13 protein-coding genes are annotated in these 14948 nt (G+C 73.4%); 9 read left to right on the top strand and 4 right to left on the bottom strand.

Features of this window, described 5'->3' with window-relative positions; translation table 11 throughout:
* The 3 genes from MXD62_RS19790 to MXD62_RS19780 form a co-directional block, all read left to right on the top strand.
* Positions 1-949, top strand: a 949-nt coding sequence (locus MXD62_RS19790; protein WP_248831003.1) for an SMC family ATPase, incomplete at its 5' end; no start/stop codon positions are given.
* 71 nt (positions 950-1020) lie between these two features.
* Positions 1021-2031: a hypothetical protein gene (locus tag MXD62_RS19785; RefSeq protein WP_248831002.1), complete on the top strand. Its 1011-nt coding sequence runs from the start codon at positions 1021-1023 to the stop codon at positions 2029-2031.
* A gap of 161 nt (positions 2032-2192) precedes the next feature.
* Positions 2193-3116 carry an NAD(P)-dependent oxidoreductase gene (locus MXD62_RS19780; protein WP_248831001.1) on the top strand — a complete coding sequence of 308 codons (924 nt, stop codon included), beginning with the start codon at positions 2193-2195 and terminating at the stop codon, positions 3114-3116.
* A gap of 80 nt (positions 3117-3196) precedes the next feature.
* Here MXD62_RS19780 and MXD62_RS19775 read toward each other — a convergent pair whose 3' ends face one another.
* The gene (locus MXD62_RS19775) at positions 3197-5149 is read right to left on the bottom strand and encodes an NAD(P)/FAD-dependent oxidoreductase (protein ID WP_248831000.1); all 1953 of its coding nucleotides are present in this window, start codon (positions 5147-5149) and stop codon (positions 3197-3199) included.
* A gap of 354 nt (positions 5150-5503) precedes the next feature.
* Positions 5504-6496, bottom strand: a complete 993-nt coding sequence (locus MXD62_RS19770; protein WP_248830999.1) for an alpha/beta hydrolase — start codon at positions 6494-6496, stop codon at positions 5504-5506.
* Between the two features lie 231 nt (positions 6497-6727).
* On the opposite strand from MXD62_RS19770, the gene MXD62_RS19765 reads away from it, so the two are divergent.
* The gene (locus MXD62_RS19765; RefSeq protein WP_248830998.1) at positions 6728-7078 is read left to right on the top strand and encodes a VOC family protein; all 351 of its coding nucleotides are present in this window, start codon (positions 6728-6730) and stop codon (positions 7076-7078) included.
* A 25-nt stretch (positions 7079-7103) separates the two neighbouring features.
* Here the strand turns inward: MXD62_RS19765 and MXD62_RS19760 are convergent, their stop codons facing one another.
* Both MXD62_RS19760 and MXD62_RS19755 read right to left on the bottom strand, forming a co-directional pair.
* The gene (locus MXD62_RS19760; RefSeq protein WP_248830997.1) at positions 7104-8066 is read right to left on the bottom strand and encodes an intradiol ring-cleavage dioxygenase; all 963 of its coding nucleotides are present in this window, start codon (positions 8064-8066) and stop codon (positions 7104-7106) included.
* A 115-nt stretch (positions 8067-8181) separates the two neighbouring features.
* Complete coding sequence (locus tag MXD62_RS19755; protein WP_368862421.1) at positions 8182-9180, bottom strand: aldo/keto reductase; 999 nt, start codon at positions 9178-9180, stop codon at positions 8182-8184.
* A gap of 116 nt (positions 9181-9296) precedes the next feature.
* Here MXD62_RS19755 and MXD62_RS19750 point away from each other — a divergent pair, with 116 nt between their 5' ends.
* The 5 genes from MXD62_RS19750 (at position 9297) to fahA (ending at position 14874) form a co-directional block, all read left to right on the top strand.
* Positions 9297-10154: a helix-turn-helix transcriptional regulator gene (locus MXD62_RS19750; RefSeq protein WP_248830995.1), complete on the top strand. Its 858-nt coding sequence runs from the start codon at positions 9297-9299 to the stop codon at positions 10152-10154.
* 127 nt (positions 10155-10281) lie between these two features.
* Complete coding sequence (hppD, locus tag MXD62_RS19745; protein ID WP_248830994.1) at positions 10282-11487, top strand: 4-hydroxyphenylpyruvate dioxygenase; 1206 nt, start codon at positions 10282-10284, stop codon at positions 11485-11487.
* A gap of 56 nt (positions 11488-11543) precedes the next feature.
* A complete protein-coding gene (locus MXD62_RS19740; protein WP_248830993.1) occupies positions 11544-12767 on the top strand; it encodes a homogentisate 1,2-dioxygenase in 1224 nt (407 codons plus the stop codon).
* Positions 12764-13675: a hypothetical protein gene (locus tag MXD62_RS19735; protein ID WP_248830992.1), complete on the top strand. Its 912-nt coding sequence runs from the start codon at positions 12764-12766 to the stop codon at positions 13673-13675. The genes MXD62_RS19740 and MXD62_RS19735 overlap by 4 nt, the downstream gene beginning before the upstream one ends.
* The gene (gene fahA / locus MXD62_RS19730) at positions 13672-14874 is read left to right on the top strand and encodes a fumarylacetoacetase (protein ID WP_248830991.1); all 1203 of its coding nucleotides are present in this window, start codon (positions 13672-13674) and stop codon (positions 14872-14874) included. The genes MXD62_RS19735 and fahA overlap by 4 nt, the downstream gene beginning before the upstream one ends.
* Positions 14875-14948: the final 74 nt, after the last annotated feature.

The raw sequence follows: 14948 nt of genomic DNA, 5'->3' as shown, positions 1-14948 counted from the left end.
CCCGGCTCGGGGGGCGGCGCCCTCGCCGCCGCTGGGCGGGGCCGGTGCCGCGCTGGCCGCGGCCCGCGACGGCCTCGTCCCGCTCGGCGCGCCCGCGGTCGACGGCGAGGACGTCCTGGCTGGTTGGACGGAGCTGACCGACTGGTCCCGCGCGCAGGCGACGGCCCGCGACCACCTGCTCACCGCGGCCACCGCCGAGGTCGAGGCCACCCGCCGGCGCCGTGACGACGCCGACACCGCGCTGGGCGAGCTGCTCGCCGCCCACGACCTTCGCCCCGACGGCCCCGAGCCTGACCCCGCCGGGGGGCCGGCCTCGGCCGGTGCGTCCGCCGCCGTGGCGGAAGGGCTGGCACGGGCCCGCGCGGAACTCGCCCGGGTCGTCGAGCGCCGTGCCGAGGCCGGCCGGCTCACCGCCGAGGTCGCGACGGCGCGCGAGGCGGACCAGGTCGCCCGCCAGCTCGGCCAGCTGCTGCGCTCCGACCGGTTCCCGCGCTGGATGGTGGCCGCCGCCCTCGACATCCTCGTCGAGGAGGCGTCGGTGACGCTGTCGGAGCTGTCCGGCGGGCAGTTCGAGCTGACCCACGAGGATGGCGAGTTCGTGGTCGTCGACCATGCCGACGCCGACTCGCGTCGGCCGGTGCGGACCCTCTCCGGCGGTGAGACGTTCCAGGCCAGCCTGGCGTTGGCTCTCGCGTTGTCCTCCCAGCTGCGGGCGATGGCGGCCGGTGGGGCGGCCTCGCTCGACTCGCTGTTCCTCGACGAGGGCTTCGGCACCCTCGACGAGGCGACCCTGGACGTCGTCGCGAGCACCCTGGAGAGTCTCGCGAGCGGCGGCGGGCGGATGGTCGGCCTGGTCACCCATGTCCAGGCGCTGGCCGAACGGGTCCCCGTACGCTTCGCGGTGAACCGGGACCAGCGGACGTCGACCGTCGTCAGGGAGCGCACTTGACCGAGGCACCGCCATACCCGGGGCCGGCCGTGCCCGCCCCGCCCACCGCCCCTGTCGTGCCCGCGGGTGGGATGAGATTCAGCGTCGACGCCTGGGACCCCGGCTACGGGACGAGCCTCGGTGAGGAGGAGCTCGTCGAGTCCAGCGCCCCGGTCGTGCTGGACGTCGAGGTGCCCGAGTCGGCGTGGGCGCCGCGTGACCCCGCCCCCGGCACGGCCCCGCCGGGCGCGGTGCTGTTCGTCGACGGCGTGCGCCGCGTCGAGGCCCGCGCCTGGATCCACGACAGCGTGCCCCCCGGCGAGCAGGCGACGTCCGCGCTGCCGGCCCTGTGCGCCTCCTACGCCAGCGGGGTCGTCTGCTGCTGCGCGGCGGGGGCCCACCTGGCCGTCGCGACGGTGCGCCGGGGGACGTTCACCGCCGCCGCGCACGCCGGGGACGTCCGGACGACCGCCGGCGACTACCCCGTCCGCCGCACCCGCGCGACCGACCCGGTCGGACTGAGCCTGGCGTTGCAGCGGGCCCTCGGCGAGCTGGAGGTGGAGTCGGCCGCCGCCGCCCGCGCCCAGCTCGGCGACCACCCGACCGGCGGCCACCACACGGCCGACCCGGCCGGCGACGACCCGGCCGGCGGCACCGACCTGCTGGTCGTCGACGGCCCGCTGCGCGGGCGCCAGCACCTGCCGCGGACCCTGGGCTTCGTCAAGACCCACCAGTCGGCCTACCTGCCGCCGCGCCAGCACGCGATGGTCGGAACCCTCGGCCCGGGGCAGCGCACCCCGGTCTTCCTGATGGGTACCAGCTGGGACAGGCACAGCTGGTACCTGCGGCTGCCCGGCGGGCCGGGCGCGCCGTGGGCCGGTGTGGTGCGGGTCGAGTGCGGCGCGGACATGTCCGCCGCCGAGGCGATCGCGCTGGCCGACCAGAGCCAGGTGACGCTGCGCCGCTTCGCCTCCACCGAGTTCAAGGACGCCCGCGCCCCCCAGAACCTCTACCCGATCGCCGGCCTGGAGCGGGCGCTGCGCCGCCGGATGGGCGATCCCCAGCTGCTGTACCGCGCGCTGCGCCGCGCCGCGGTGCACTGAGCCGGCCGCCCCCGGCGGCGGGGCCGGGTGGTACGAACTCGTGGGTCGTACGGGACTTACAACTCGTGGGACGTACGGGGTCGTACGAGGTGGCAGTGGGACACAGTCGTGCGTGATCGCACAGGAAGCGGGTCGTCTTGTCCGTCGCAGGTTCCTCGCCGGTGTCACCCGAGCCGATGTCACCCGAGTCGACCCGGGTCGGGTGGATCGGGACCGGGGTGATGGGCGCGTCCATGTGCGGGCACCTGCTGCGCCGCGGCTACCGGGTGACGGTCACGACCCGCAGCAGGGAGAGCGCCGAGGGCCTGCTCGCCGCGGGGGCGACCTGGGCCGACTCGCCCGCCGAGGTGGCGGCCGGCAGCGATGTCGTGTTCTCGATGGTGGGCCTGCCCGCGGACGTCCGCGAGGTGCTGCTCGGCCCCGCCGGCGCGCTCGCGGGTGCGAAGCCCGGCGCGGTTCTCGTCGACATGACGACGAGCGAGCCCGCGCTCGCGGTCGAGATCGGCCGGGCCGCCGGGGAGATCGGGGTGCACGCGCTGGACGCGCCGGTGTCGGGCGGCGACGTCGGCGCCCGCAACGCCACACTCTCGATCATGGTCGGCGGCCCGGCCGACGTGTTCGAGGCGGTCCGCCCCGGTTTCGAGGCGATGGGCGCCACGATCGTCCGGCAGGGCGAGTACGGTGCCGGTCAGCACACGAAGATGGTGAACCAGATCCTCATCGCCAGCACCATGGTCGCGATGTCGGAGGGACTGCTGTACGCCAGCCGGGTCGGGCTGGACGTCGCCGGAGTCCTGGAGTCGGTGGCCAGCGGCGCCGCCGGCAGCTGGTCGCTGTCGAACCTCGCGCCACGGGTGGTGGGCGGCGACTTCGCGCCCGGGTTCTTCGTCGACCACATGGTCAAGGATCTTGGCATCGCGCTCGCCGAGGCCCGGCGGGCCAGGCTCGCCCTGCCGGGGCTGGCGCTCGCCAACCAGCTCTACGTGGCCCTGCAGGCGCAGGACCGCGGCCGTGACGGCGCCCAGGCACTGGTGCACGCGCTGGCCTCGCTGTCCGGCCTGGAATGGCCCCCGCACCCGGCCTGACCGGGGGCTCCCGCCAACGCGAGGGCGCCCGTGCCCTGACCGCCCGCCGGCCCCGACCACGGGCAGGCGGGCCGGCGGGGTCAACGCAGGATCAGGTCGTCGAAGTCCGGGTGGCGCAGCCGGTGCCACATCTCGTTCCCGGGGAACGGGCAGTTCGTGACCGAGCGGCCGTGCTCGTTACGGTAGTAGCTGTTCGCCCGCGCATCTTTGTAGATCTTGTACTTCTCGCGCTCGTCGAGCTGGTCGTTGTAGCGCCAGTAGGCTTTCTCGGTGACGTCGATGGAGGCCTTCTCCTCGACGATGACCTTTTCGATGCACTCGAGGAGCCAGCGGGTGACCATCTCCTGGTGGTTGACGACGCCCAGGCCGCCGTACGGGTTCATGTTCGGCCCGTAGATGAGGAACAGGTTCGGGAAGCCCGGCAGCATCGCGCCGAGGTAGGCACGCGGGCCGTCCTTCGCCCACAGCTCGTGCACGGAGCGCCCGTTGCGCCCCAGCACCTCCATCGGCCACAGGCACTCGTTCGCCTTGAACCCGGTCGCGTAGACGATGACGTCCAGCTCGTGCTCGGTTCCGTCCACCGTGCGGATGCCGGTCGGGGTGATCCGGTCGATTCCCTCGGTGACCAGGGCGACGTTGTCCCGCATGATCGCGTCGTACATGTTGTAGTTCGCGTCGACCTGCACCGGCCGCGCCGAGAACGGCGGGTGCGGCGGGATCATCTTCTCGGCGAGGTCGGGCCGGCTGGCGAGCTTCTGCCGGATGAAGGCGACCCGCTCGTCGCGGATCTCCTTGTTGACGGCGCTGCGCGCGAACGGGTCGTCGAACTCCGGGTCGATCTCGCGCAGCGGCCCCGACTGGTACGGCCCGAGCAGCCAGTTGGTCCGGAACCGCATGAAGTGCGGGTGGTACGGGAAGTTGCGGTCCAGCCAGGTCACCTGGTCCGGGAACGGTGACAGGTAGCCGGCGTGCTCGAACAGCCACTGCGGTGTCCGCTGGAACACCGTGACGTGCGAGGCGAGCTTCGCCAGCTCCGGAGTCATCTGGACGCCCGAGCAGCCGGTGCCGATCACACCGACCCGCCTGTCGCCCAGCTCCAGACCCTCCGGCCAGCGCGCGGTGTGGAACGCCGGGCCCTGGAAGTCCTGCGTGCCCGCGATGGTCGGGACGCTGGGCCGCGAGAGCAGCCCGACGGCGCTGATGACCGCGTTCGCCCGGAAGACCCGCTCGCCCTCCGGCCCCTTCGCCGTGACCTCCCAGGTGGAGGTGTCCTCCTGCCAGACCACCGTCGTCACCTCGGTGTCGAACACGATGTGCTCGCGGAGGTTGAAGGTGTCGGCCACCCAGTCGAAGTAGCGCTGGTTCTCGGCCTGCGAGCACCACGGTGACGGGCAGTCGAACTCGACGCCGATCATGTGCATGTAGGCACGGCTCGGCGAGTCGACCCGCGCGCCCGGGTAGCGGTTCTCGTACCACGTCCCGCCGACGCCGGAGTTCTTCTCGATCACCGTGAACGTGATGCCGGCGTGCTGGAGCTGGACCGCCGTGTTCAGGCCGCCCATGCCGGTGCCGATGACGATGACGGAGAAGTCCGCGAGCCGCTCCGGCGGGGTGGACTCCTTCCAGGTCAGCCCCCGGACCCAGGGATCGAGGCCGAGCTCCTCCACCCACAGGTCGACGTCCTCCGCGGGGAGCTCGTCCAGGCCGCCGGCGAGCGCGAGGCTGCGCGGCAGCCGCTCGCGCGGCCCGGGGTCGATGCCCGGCGCGCCGGAGTCACGGTAGGCCTTCAGGAAATCCGCGGCCTTCGCCCGGAGCAGGGCGATGTCAGCCGGATCGGTGAGGCCGACCGAGAGGTTCCCGCCCACGTAGCCCGGCACCGGACCGACCTTCGTGGCGGCGACGCTCTCGTCGCCGGTCAGTTGGTACAGCAATCCCCGCAGTGCCATCGGATCGGCGTGGCCAGCCGCGTCTTCGATCTGTTCATTGGTAGCCGCGAGTAATTCCGCACGTGGGGACTCCGACTCGCGATCCATGTCGAGTGCTCTCACTTCCGCCGATACGAGGGGACGCACGAAGCGGCGATCACGCGGATCGATGACCGAACGTGCCGCCGCCCTCGCCGTACGGCGCTCTGGACGGTCCGCCGCCGCTCTCCCCGGGCCGGTTTCCTGGCGCCGAGGAAAGGCTAACCGCCCGAACCGACTTGGACAAGTGAGCGCTTACTATTCCACGATGTGGAATGTGATCTAGGGGTGCGTGCGTGCCGCGGCGGGAGTCTCCGTTACGCGTTCGTATGTTTCCCTGTGCGGAGGGTCGACCTTCGTGTGCGCCTGGATGCGGGTGGGTGCGGGTCGGCAGGCTCGGAGTGAGCGATTATTCATCGATCCTCACGGTGTGCGGGACCCGGGAAGGCGCCGGATGAAATCGTCCCGGGTCTTCCGCGCGGCAACGGAGATCGCGGCGTCCGGCGCCACTGCGTCGAAACCGTGGAAGCCGCCGGCCCACACGTGCAGTTCCGCGGACCCGCCGGCCGCCCAGATTCCCGAGGCATAGGCGACCACCTCGTCCCGGAACACCTCCGCCGATCCGCAGTCGAGGTAGGTCGGCGGCAGCCGGGAGAGGTCGGTGGCCCGGGCGGGGGCCGAGTACTCCGAGACGTCGTCCGTGCCGCGCCGGTCACCGAGCCGGGCGCCCCAGCCGGCGATGTTGCTGGACCTGTCCCACACGCCGATGCCGTCGATCTGTTGCGTGGAGACCGTGGCGTCGCGGTCGTCGAGCATCGGGCAGAGCAGGATCTGCCCGGCGAGCGCGGGCCCGCCGCGGTCCCGGGCCATCAGCGTCGCCCCCGCGACGAGCCCGCCGCCGGCGCTCAGGCCCGCGGCGATCAGCCGGCCCGGGGCGAACCCGAGCTCCGCGGCGTGCTCCGCCGTCCAGACCAGACCGGCGTAGGTGTCGCGCAGCGGCGCCGGGTCGGGATGCTCCGGCGCGAGCCGGTAGTCCACGGAGACCACGACGGCGTCGAAGAGAGTGATCCAGTCCAGGTAGCGGTCCATGCCGCTGAACCGGTCACCCATGACCATCCCGCCGCCGTGGGCGAAGTAGACGCCCGGCCCGCCCGGCGCGCCCGCGCGCTTCCTGATGACGGCGACGGTGACGTCCGGGTCTCCGTCCAGCCCGGGAACGAGCCGGTCCGCACGGACGAGGTCCCGCGCGGCCAGCGCCTCGTCGACGCCCACGAGCGGTGTCGGCGTGCGCAGGGCGACCATGCGCGCGGCGTCCACGGTGGACGGCAGCTGGCCGGACACCAGCAGCGGGTTGAGCTCCTGGTCGAACGGCGGTGCCGGGAACAGTGGTGCCGGACAGGTCGTCTCGCTGGCCATCTGCCCCTCCGGGTATGATCGGCGGCACCCGTCGGGCGCCGGTGCCTGTCACTTGCCAAGGCGACAGAATCCAAACATTTCCCGACTGCGGGCGGGACGTCCGGCGCACAGCGTCGAGGAGTTCGTCGCCGAGCGGGCCGGGCTCGTCGGCCGCCCGCTCGGAGGCTGAGGCCGGCTGACCGGGGGCGAGGACGTTCCGCCGGAGGTGGCTTCTGTGTCAGACTCCGGTGCGTGCCGAGATTTCACCATGCCAACCTCGGGGTTCCGCCGGATGCCGCCGACGCCGAGGCGGACTTCCTGGTGGGGGTGCTCGGCTACCGGCGGCTCGAGCCGCCGGCTGCGGTCCGCGGCCGCGCGCGGTGGTTCGAGGCCGACGACGGCACGCAGGTGCACCTGAGCCTCGATCCCGACCACGTTCCCGCGGCCAAGGCGCACACGGCGATCGAGGTCGGTGACGACTGCGCCGAGATCGAGGCGCGCCTGACCGCGGCCGGCGTCCCGTTCACCGCGGGTGATTTCGACGGCCGGCGGATCGTGATCTGCCGTGACCCGGCCGGCAACGGCTGGGAGCTGCGCGGCTGATCCAGCCCGTGCCGCTCGCCGCCGCTCAGCGCCCGCCGGGCGGCCGGCCGGCCGGCGCTCCGCCGCCGGAGACTTGGCCGCCGCCCGCGGCCGTCGCGGTATCGACGCCGACGGCGAGCGAGACCGCGTAGCCACCGGAGACGTCTCCGGTCACGGTGCCGAGCTGGCTGGCGGCCCCGTCGTCGCCGAAGACACCGTCGCTGGTTAGGCTGACCTGCGCCAGGTTGCGCACGGACGCCTCGTAGCCCGACTGGGCGTAGACCTTCTCGCAGACGTCCTGCGGCAGCGCGACCTGCGAGGTGGCGATGGCCTTGGTCGAGTCGGTGATGCTGGCCTGGTCGGGATAGACCTCGAAGTGGATGTGCGGCCAGCGCCCCGTGTAGCACGCCGGGAAGACGCTGGTGAAGCGGACCGTGCCGGCGGAGTCGGCGACCTGGACCCCGCGCAGGTAGTTCTGGTCGGTGGCGCCGTCGGAGTACATCGAGTAGCGGCCCTCGCGGTCGCAGTGCCACACGTACACGGCCACCCCGGCGAAGGGCGTGCCGCCGTTCGCGAGGTCGCGGACCGTCAGCGCCAGCGTCATGGGGACGCCCTCGGCGGTACCGGTCGAGTCGCCGAAGCTGGACCGGATGTCACTGCGGACCACACCGCTCTGCTCGAGGACGTCCGGCCCGTTGGACCCGTCGCCCGGGTAGGGGCCCGCCGTCTCCTCGGGGATCTCCCCGGCCGCCGCGCTCGCTGTCGCGGCCGACGTCCCCGAGGTGGACGTCCCCGAGGTGGCTGAGGCCGTGGATCCGGTCGAGTCCGAGCCGCAGGCCGCCAGGCCCGCCGACGCGGCGCCGAGGCCGAAGAAGGCCAGCATCCGCCGCCGGCTCAGCAGTGTGCCGGCGTCGAAGGCGAGGCCCTGGTCGACGATCTCCTCGTCGGGCCGGGCCAGCGGGCGCCCCTCGTACGCCCGCGTCCGGCCGGGACTCCGGTGATCCGCCATGTGCCCTCCATCTGCGATCGGCTGACCTGATGGCTCGATCATGGCGGGCCCGGCGATGCCTACGCTGTGCGTTCCCTGTGCACCACCTGTGCGTGGGCGGGCTGGCGGGGCCGCGTCAGCGCTCGGCGGGACGCTCGCTGTCGAGGGCGGCGAGCTGGGCGTCCTCGTACCGTCCACCCGCGGCCGACCCGGCGGGCACCGCCCGGTCGACGTCGGCCAGATCCTGCTCGGACAGGGTGACGGCCGCGGCGGCCAGGGCGTCGTCGATGCGGCTGCGGCGGCGCATCCCCACCAGCGGGATGACGTCCGGACCGGCGGCGGCGACCCAGGCGATGGCCAGCTGCGCGACGGAGATGTTGTGGCGCTCGGCGACCGGCCGCAGGCGTTCGACGAGCCCCAGGTTGTGGTCGAGGTTCGCGCCCTGGAAGCGCGGGCTGTGCGCCCGGAAGTCACCGCTGTGCCCCGACGGGCCGGTGCCGGCGATCAGCCCGCGGGAGAGCACCCCGTACGCGGTGATCGCGATCCCCAGCTCGCGGCAGGTCGCCAGGATCTCGTCCTCGATGCCGCGGGAGAGGACCGAGTACTCGATCTGCAGGTCGCAGATCGGGTGCACGGCCGCCGCCCGCCGGATCGTCTCCGGGCCGACCTCCGACAGGCCGATGTGCCGGACGAGGCCGGCCTTGACCAGCTCGGCGATCGCTCCGATGGTCTCCTCGATCGGCACGGCGGGGTCGAGCCGGGCCGGCCGGTAGACGTCCACATGGTCGGTGCCCAGGCGCACCAGCGAGTAGGCCAGGAAGTTGCGCAGCGCCGCCGGGCGGGCGTCGAAACCACCCCAGCCGCCGACCGCGTCGCGCAGCGCGCCGAACTTCACGCTCACCGTCACCGCGTCCCGGTCGAGCTGGCGCAGGGCGCGGCCGACCAGCAGCTCGTTGTGTCCCATGCCGTAGAAGTCGCCGGTGTCGAGCAGGGTCATCCCCGCGTCGACCGCGGCGAGGATCGTCGCCACGCTCTCGTCGTCGTCGGCCGGCCCGTACATGCCGGACATGCCCATGCAACCGAGCCCGAGCGCACCCACCTCCGGCCCGGTCGCCCCGAGCCGCCTTGTCGCCATCGTCGTCTGCGTCATGGCCGCCAGTCTGCTGCGGCGGGCGACGCCGCGGCAGGGATCATTCATCGTGGGATCGCCGGTCCCTGGCTCGGCCGCCGGGTGTGGGGAACGCTGGTGGCATGGATCGCTCCGGGCTCGCCGACTTCCTGCGCCGGCGCCGCGCGCAGCTGCAGCCATCGGACGTCGGCCTGCCCCCCGGGGTGCGCCGGCGCACCCCGGGGCTGCGCCGCGACGAGGTGGCCGCGCTCGCCGTCATGTCGACCGACTACTACACCCGCCTCGAGCAGTCCCGTGGGCCGCGGCCGTCCGCGCCGCTGCTGGCCGCGCTGGCCCGGGCGCTGCGCCTGCGCGACGACGAACGCGACCACCTGTTCCACCTCGCGGGCCAGCCGCCCCCGCCGCGGACGTCCACCGCCGCGCACGTCTCGCCCGGTCTGCTGTACATCCTCGACCGGCTCACCGACACTCCCGCGTTCGTCGTCTCCGACATCGGCGAGGTCCTGGCGCGCAACCGCATGTCGGTCGCGCTGTCCGGCGACATCTCCGCCCGCCCGGGACGGGCCCGCAACAACACCTGGCTCTGGTTCGCCGAGCCGGACGTCCGGTCGCGGTTCCCGCGCGAGGACTGGGAGCGGCTGTCCCGCACGCACGTCGCGGACCTGCGCGCCACCCACGGCCGGCGCCGCGGCGACGCGGATGTGGAGGATCTCGTGGCTGACCTGCTGGGCCGCAGCGAGGAGTTCGCGCGGCTCTGGGCGGAGCACGAGGTCATGGTGCGCCGCGCCGACCACAAGCGGATCATCCATCCGGCGGTGGGCACCGTGGACCTGCTGTGCGAGACGCTGACCAGCGACGCGGGGACCCAGACGCTGGTCGTGCTCTACCCGCGGCCGGGCAGCCCGGCGCGCGACCAGCTCGACCTGCTGCGGGTCATCGGAACCCAGGACCTGACCGCCGGCGAGGTCACCGGCCGCTGACCAACCCGTCTCATCACACCAGGCGAGTCGTCACACCAGGCGGCATCATGTCACTCAAGGTAGTGTCCCTCTCGCGTTCGCGCGCCAGCGCCGCCGCCTCGACTCCCGCCCGGCCGAGAGGACGTCCATGAGCACCGAAGTGACGCTGACCGGCCAGGAGCGCACGGCCGAGCTGGACGTCGACCAGCTCCGACAGCTGGTCGGTCTCGTCGAGCACGACCCGGCCGGCGACCCGTTCCCGGTGTCCGGCTGGGACGCGGTGGTGTGGGTGGTCGGCAACGCCAACCAGGCGGCCCACTACTACCAGTCGGCGTTCGGCATGGACCTCGTCGCCTACTCCGGGCCGGAGACGGGCGAGCCCGACCACTGCTCCTACGTCCTCACCAGCGGCGCGGTGCGCTTCGTGTTCAAGGGGGGAGTGCGCCCGGACAGCCCCCTGCTCGACCACCACCGCCGGCACGGCGACGGCGTCGTCGACATCGCGCTGGAGGTGCCCGACGTCGACCGGTGTGTCGCGCACGCCCGCGCCCAGGGTGCGCAGGTGCTCGAGGAGCCGCACGAGCTGCGCGACGAGCACGGCGTCGTGCGCCTCGCCGCCATCGCCGCCTACGGGCGGACGCGGCACACCCTGGTCGACCGGTCGCGCTACTCCGGGTGCTACCTGCCGGGCTATGTCGAGCGCCGCTCCGGGTACGTCCGGCGGCCGGGTGCGCCGCGCAGCCTGTTCCAGGCCCTGGACCACGTCGTGGGCAACGTCGAGCTCGGCGCCATGGACGAGTGGGTGGCGTTCTACAACCGGGTCATGGGCTTCACGAACCTGGCCGAGTTCGTCGGCGGCGACATCGCCACCCGGTACTCGGCGCTGATGAGCAAGGTGGTCGCCAGTGGCAACCACCGGGTCAAGTTCCCGCTCAACGAGCCCGCGCCCGGCCGGCGGAAGTCGCAGATAGCGGAGTACCTGGAGTTCCACGGCGGTCCCGGCGTACAGCACCTCGCGCTGGCGACCGGTGACATCCTCGCCTCGGTCGACGCGATGCGGGCCGAGGGCGTCGAGTTCCTCGACACCCCCGACACCTACTACGACGACCCCGCGCTGTGGGCCCGCGTCGGCGAGGTGCGGGCACCGGTCGAGGAGCTCCGGCGACGCCGGATCCTGGTCGACCGCGATGAGGACGGATACCTCCTGCAGATCTTCACCAGGCCGCTGGGGGACCGTCCGACGGTGTTCTTCGAGCTCATCGAGCGGCACGGATCGCTCGGCTTCGGCAAGGGCAACTTCCAGGCCCTGTTCGAGGCGATCGAACGCGAGCAGGAACGGCGGGGAAACCTCTGAGGTGCCGACGTTCTGAGGAGCCGAGGTTCTGAGGACCCGACGCAAAGGACCCGACGATGCCGTACTACGCCCGGACCGGGGACGTCCCGCCCAAACGGCACACGCAGCACCGCGACGGCGACGGCGGCCTGTACAGCGAGGAGCTGATGGGATCGGAGGGCTTCTCCGCGGACTCGTCACTGCTGTACCACCGGGAGATCCCGGCGGCGATCAGCGCGGCCCGGCCGTGGGAGCTGCCCGCCCTCGGCACCGTCGCCAACCACCCGCTGCGGCCGCGGCACCTGCGCACCCACACCCTCACCGCGGCCGAGGGATGGCGGAGCCTCGACGTCGTCACCGGGCGGCGGCTGCTCCTGGGCAACACCGACGTCCGGCTCTGCTACGTCGCGGCCGGCGCGCCTTCACCGCTCTACCGCAACGGCACCGGTGACGAGTGCGTCTACGTCGAGGCCGGCACCGCCCGCGTCGACACCGTGTTCGGCACACTGCCGGCCGGCCCCGGCGACTACGTCGTCGTCCCGTGCGGCACGACGCACCGGTGGACGCCGAGCGGCGACGAGCCGCTGCGTGCCTACATCATCGAGGCGAACAGCCACATCCGCCCGCCGAAGCGCTACCTGTCAGCCTCGGGCCAGTTCCTCGAGCACGCCCCCTACTGCGAACGCGACCTGCGCCGCCCGGCCGGGCCGCTGCTCGAGGAGGGAACGGACGTCGAGGTGTACGTGAAGCACCGCGGGCCCGGGGCCGGGACCGGCGGCGTCGCCGGCACGGTGCTGACCTACCGGACCCACCCGTTCGACGTCGTCGGCTGGGACGGCTGCCTCTACCCGTACCTGTTCAACATCGGCGACTTCGAGCCGATCACCGGCCGGCTGCACCAGCCACCGCCGGTGCACCAGGTCTTCGAGGGCCGTAACTTCGTCGTCTGCAACTTCGTGCCCCGCAAGGTCGACTACCACCCCGACGCGATCCCGACGCCGTACTACCACGCCAACATCGACTCCGACGAAGTGATCTTCTACGCCGGCGGTGCCTACGGAGCCCGCCGCGGTTCCGGGATCGGGCCTGGTTCCCTCTCGCTGCATCCCGCCGGGCACACCCACGGCCCGCAGCCCGGGGCGGTGCAGGCGAGCATCGGGGTGGAGTTCGTCGACGAGCTCGCGGTCATGGTCGACACCTTCGCCCCACTCGAGCTCGGCGAGGGCGGCCTCGCCTGCGAGGACCCCGACTACGCCTGGACGTGGGCGGCGCAAGCGGCGGCGCGGGGCGGCGCGGGGTGACCGGCCATCCGCCGCCGGGCTTGTTCGCCGGGCTGGTCGACGACGCCGGGCTGTTCCCGCCCGAGGAACTGCCCATGCCCGCCGCCCTCCGCCGGCACCGGCACGACCGCGCGGACCCCACCGGCGTCCTGACCGGCCACTTCCTGTGCGCCGTGTCCCGCGTCGACGAACTCCTCGAAGCGCTCGCCGCCGGTGCGCGCGGGTGTGGAGCCTTCAGCGGGCGTCTCGACGGGACCGCCGCCGAGGGGCGTCTCGCGCTGGGCCTCGTCAGCCCGTTGGAGCCGAGGACGCTCCACACCGCCCTGGCCCGCCTTGAGGGCGACCCGCGCGTCGAGCTGGTCGGGGTCGAGGGGCCGCTGGGTGACCTTGCCGCGCTGGCGGCGGTGCCACCGTCCGTGCCCTGTTTCGTCGAGACGCCGCGCGGGGATCTCGACGCCCTGGCGCGGGTGTCGGCCGCCGGCCACGGGGTCAAGATCCGGTGCGGCGGGGCGCGCGCGGAACAGTTCCCCCCGTCCGCGGAAGTGGCCCGGTTCGTGGTCGCCTGCGCGCGCGGCGGCGTGCCGTTCAAGGCGACCGCCGGGCTCCACCACGCGCTGCCCTACCGGGACCGGCGAACCGGCTTCACCCACCACGGGTTCCTCAACCTGGTGCTCGCCACCTGCCGCGCGGTCGACGGCGCCGGCCTCCCGGCGGTCAGCGAGATCCTCGACCGCGCGGACGAGGCCGCGCTCGTCGCCGAGGCCCGCGCGGTGCCGCCGGAGCTGGCCCGCGCCGCACGCCGGGCCCTCGTCGCATACGGCTCATGCCGGACAGACACACCGGTCGAGGACCTGCGCCGGCTCGGCCTCGTCAGCTCCGCGGCACCGTCCGGGGCGGCGGCGTCGGCCGGGACCGAGGCGTCGGCGTGACGGCCCGTTCGTGGGTGCCGGTACCCAAGGGCTCGGACTTCCCGCTGCAGAACCTCCCCTACGGCGCCTTCTCCGTCGACGGTGGGAGCCCCCGGATCGGCGTCGCCATCGGCGACCACGTGCTGGACCTGGCCGCCGCGCTGGGGGACCCGGTGTTCGCCCGGCCCCGGCTGAACGAGTTCCTCAGCCGGGGCCGGCGCCACTGGACGGCAGTCCGCGCACGGATCACCAGCCTGCTGACCGACCCGGCCCAGAAAGCGGCGGCGCGGCCCAGCCTGATCCCGCGTGACGCGGTCCGGCTGCACCTGCCGGTGGACGTGGCCGACTACGTCGACTTCTACGCCTCCGAGCACCACGCCAGCAACGTCGGACGGATCCTGCGCCCCGGTGGTGATCCGCTGAACCCGAACTGGCGGCACCTGCCTGTCGGCTACCACGGCCGCTCCGGCACGGTCGTCGTCTCCGGAACCGAGATCGTCCGCCCGTGCGGGCAGCGCCGGCCCGCCGACGGCCAGCCGCCGGCGTTCGGCCCGACGACCCGCCTCGACATCGAGGCGGAGGTCGGCTTCGTCGTCGGGACACCGTCGGCGCTCGGTGAACGGGTCACCCCGGCGGCGTTCGCCGACCACGTGTTCGGCGTGGTGCTGGTGAACGACTGGTCGGCGCGGGACATCCAGGCGTGGGAGTACGTGCCGCTCGGGCCGTTCCTCGGGAAGTCCTTCGCGACGTCGGTCTCGCCCTGGGTCGTCCCGCTCGACGCGCTGGCGGCGGCGCGGTTCCAGCCGCCGCCGCGGGAGCCCGAACCGCTGCCCTACCTGCGGGACAACGGCGCGTGGGGCCTCGACCTGCGGCTGGAGGTGAGCTGGAACGGCTCCGTGGTCAGCCGCCCGCCCTTCGCCGAGATGTACTGGACGCCCGCGCAGCAGCTGGCGCATCTCACCGTCGGCGGCGCGGCGCTGCGCACCGGCGACCTCTTCGCCTCGGGCACCGTCTCCGGCCCGCGCCGCGACGAGTGCGGGTCCTTCCTGGAGCTCACCTGGAACGGCACCGAGCCGCTGCGACTGCCCGACGGCACCGAGCGGACGTTCCTCGAGGACGGTGACACCGTCACCATCCGGGCCACCGCCCCCGCCCCCGGCGACAGCGGCGTGCGCATCGGCTTCGGTGAGGTGACGGGAACGATCCGCCCGGCCCGGTGAGCACCCGCCGGCCGGCAGGCACCGGTCCCGTCAGACGAGGGAACTCACCTGCCCGGGTCCTGCCGCCGGCGGGA

This window comes from Frankia sp. Mgl5 (assembly GCF_023242985.1).
In the GTDB taxonomy this organism is placed as follows: Bacteria; Actinomycetota; Actinomycetes; order Frankiales; family Frankiaceae; genus Parafrankia; species Parafrankia soli.
The sequence above is the reverse complement of the archived record's forward strand: the minus strand, read 5'-3'. Positions and strand labels throughout refer to the sequence as shown.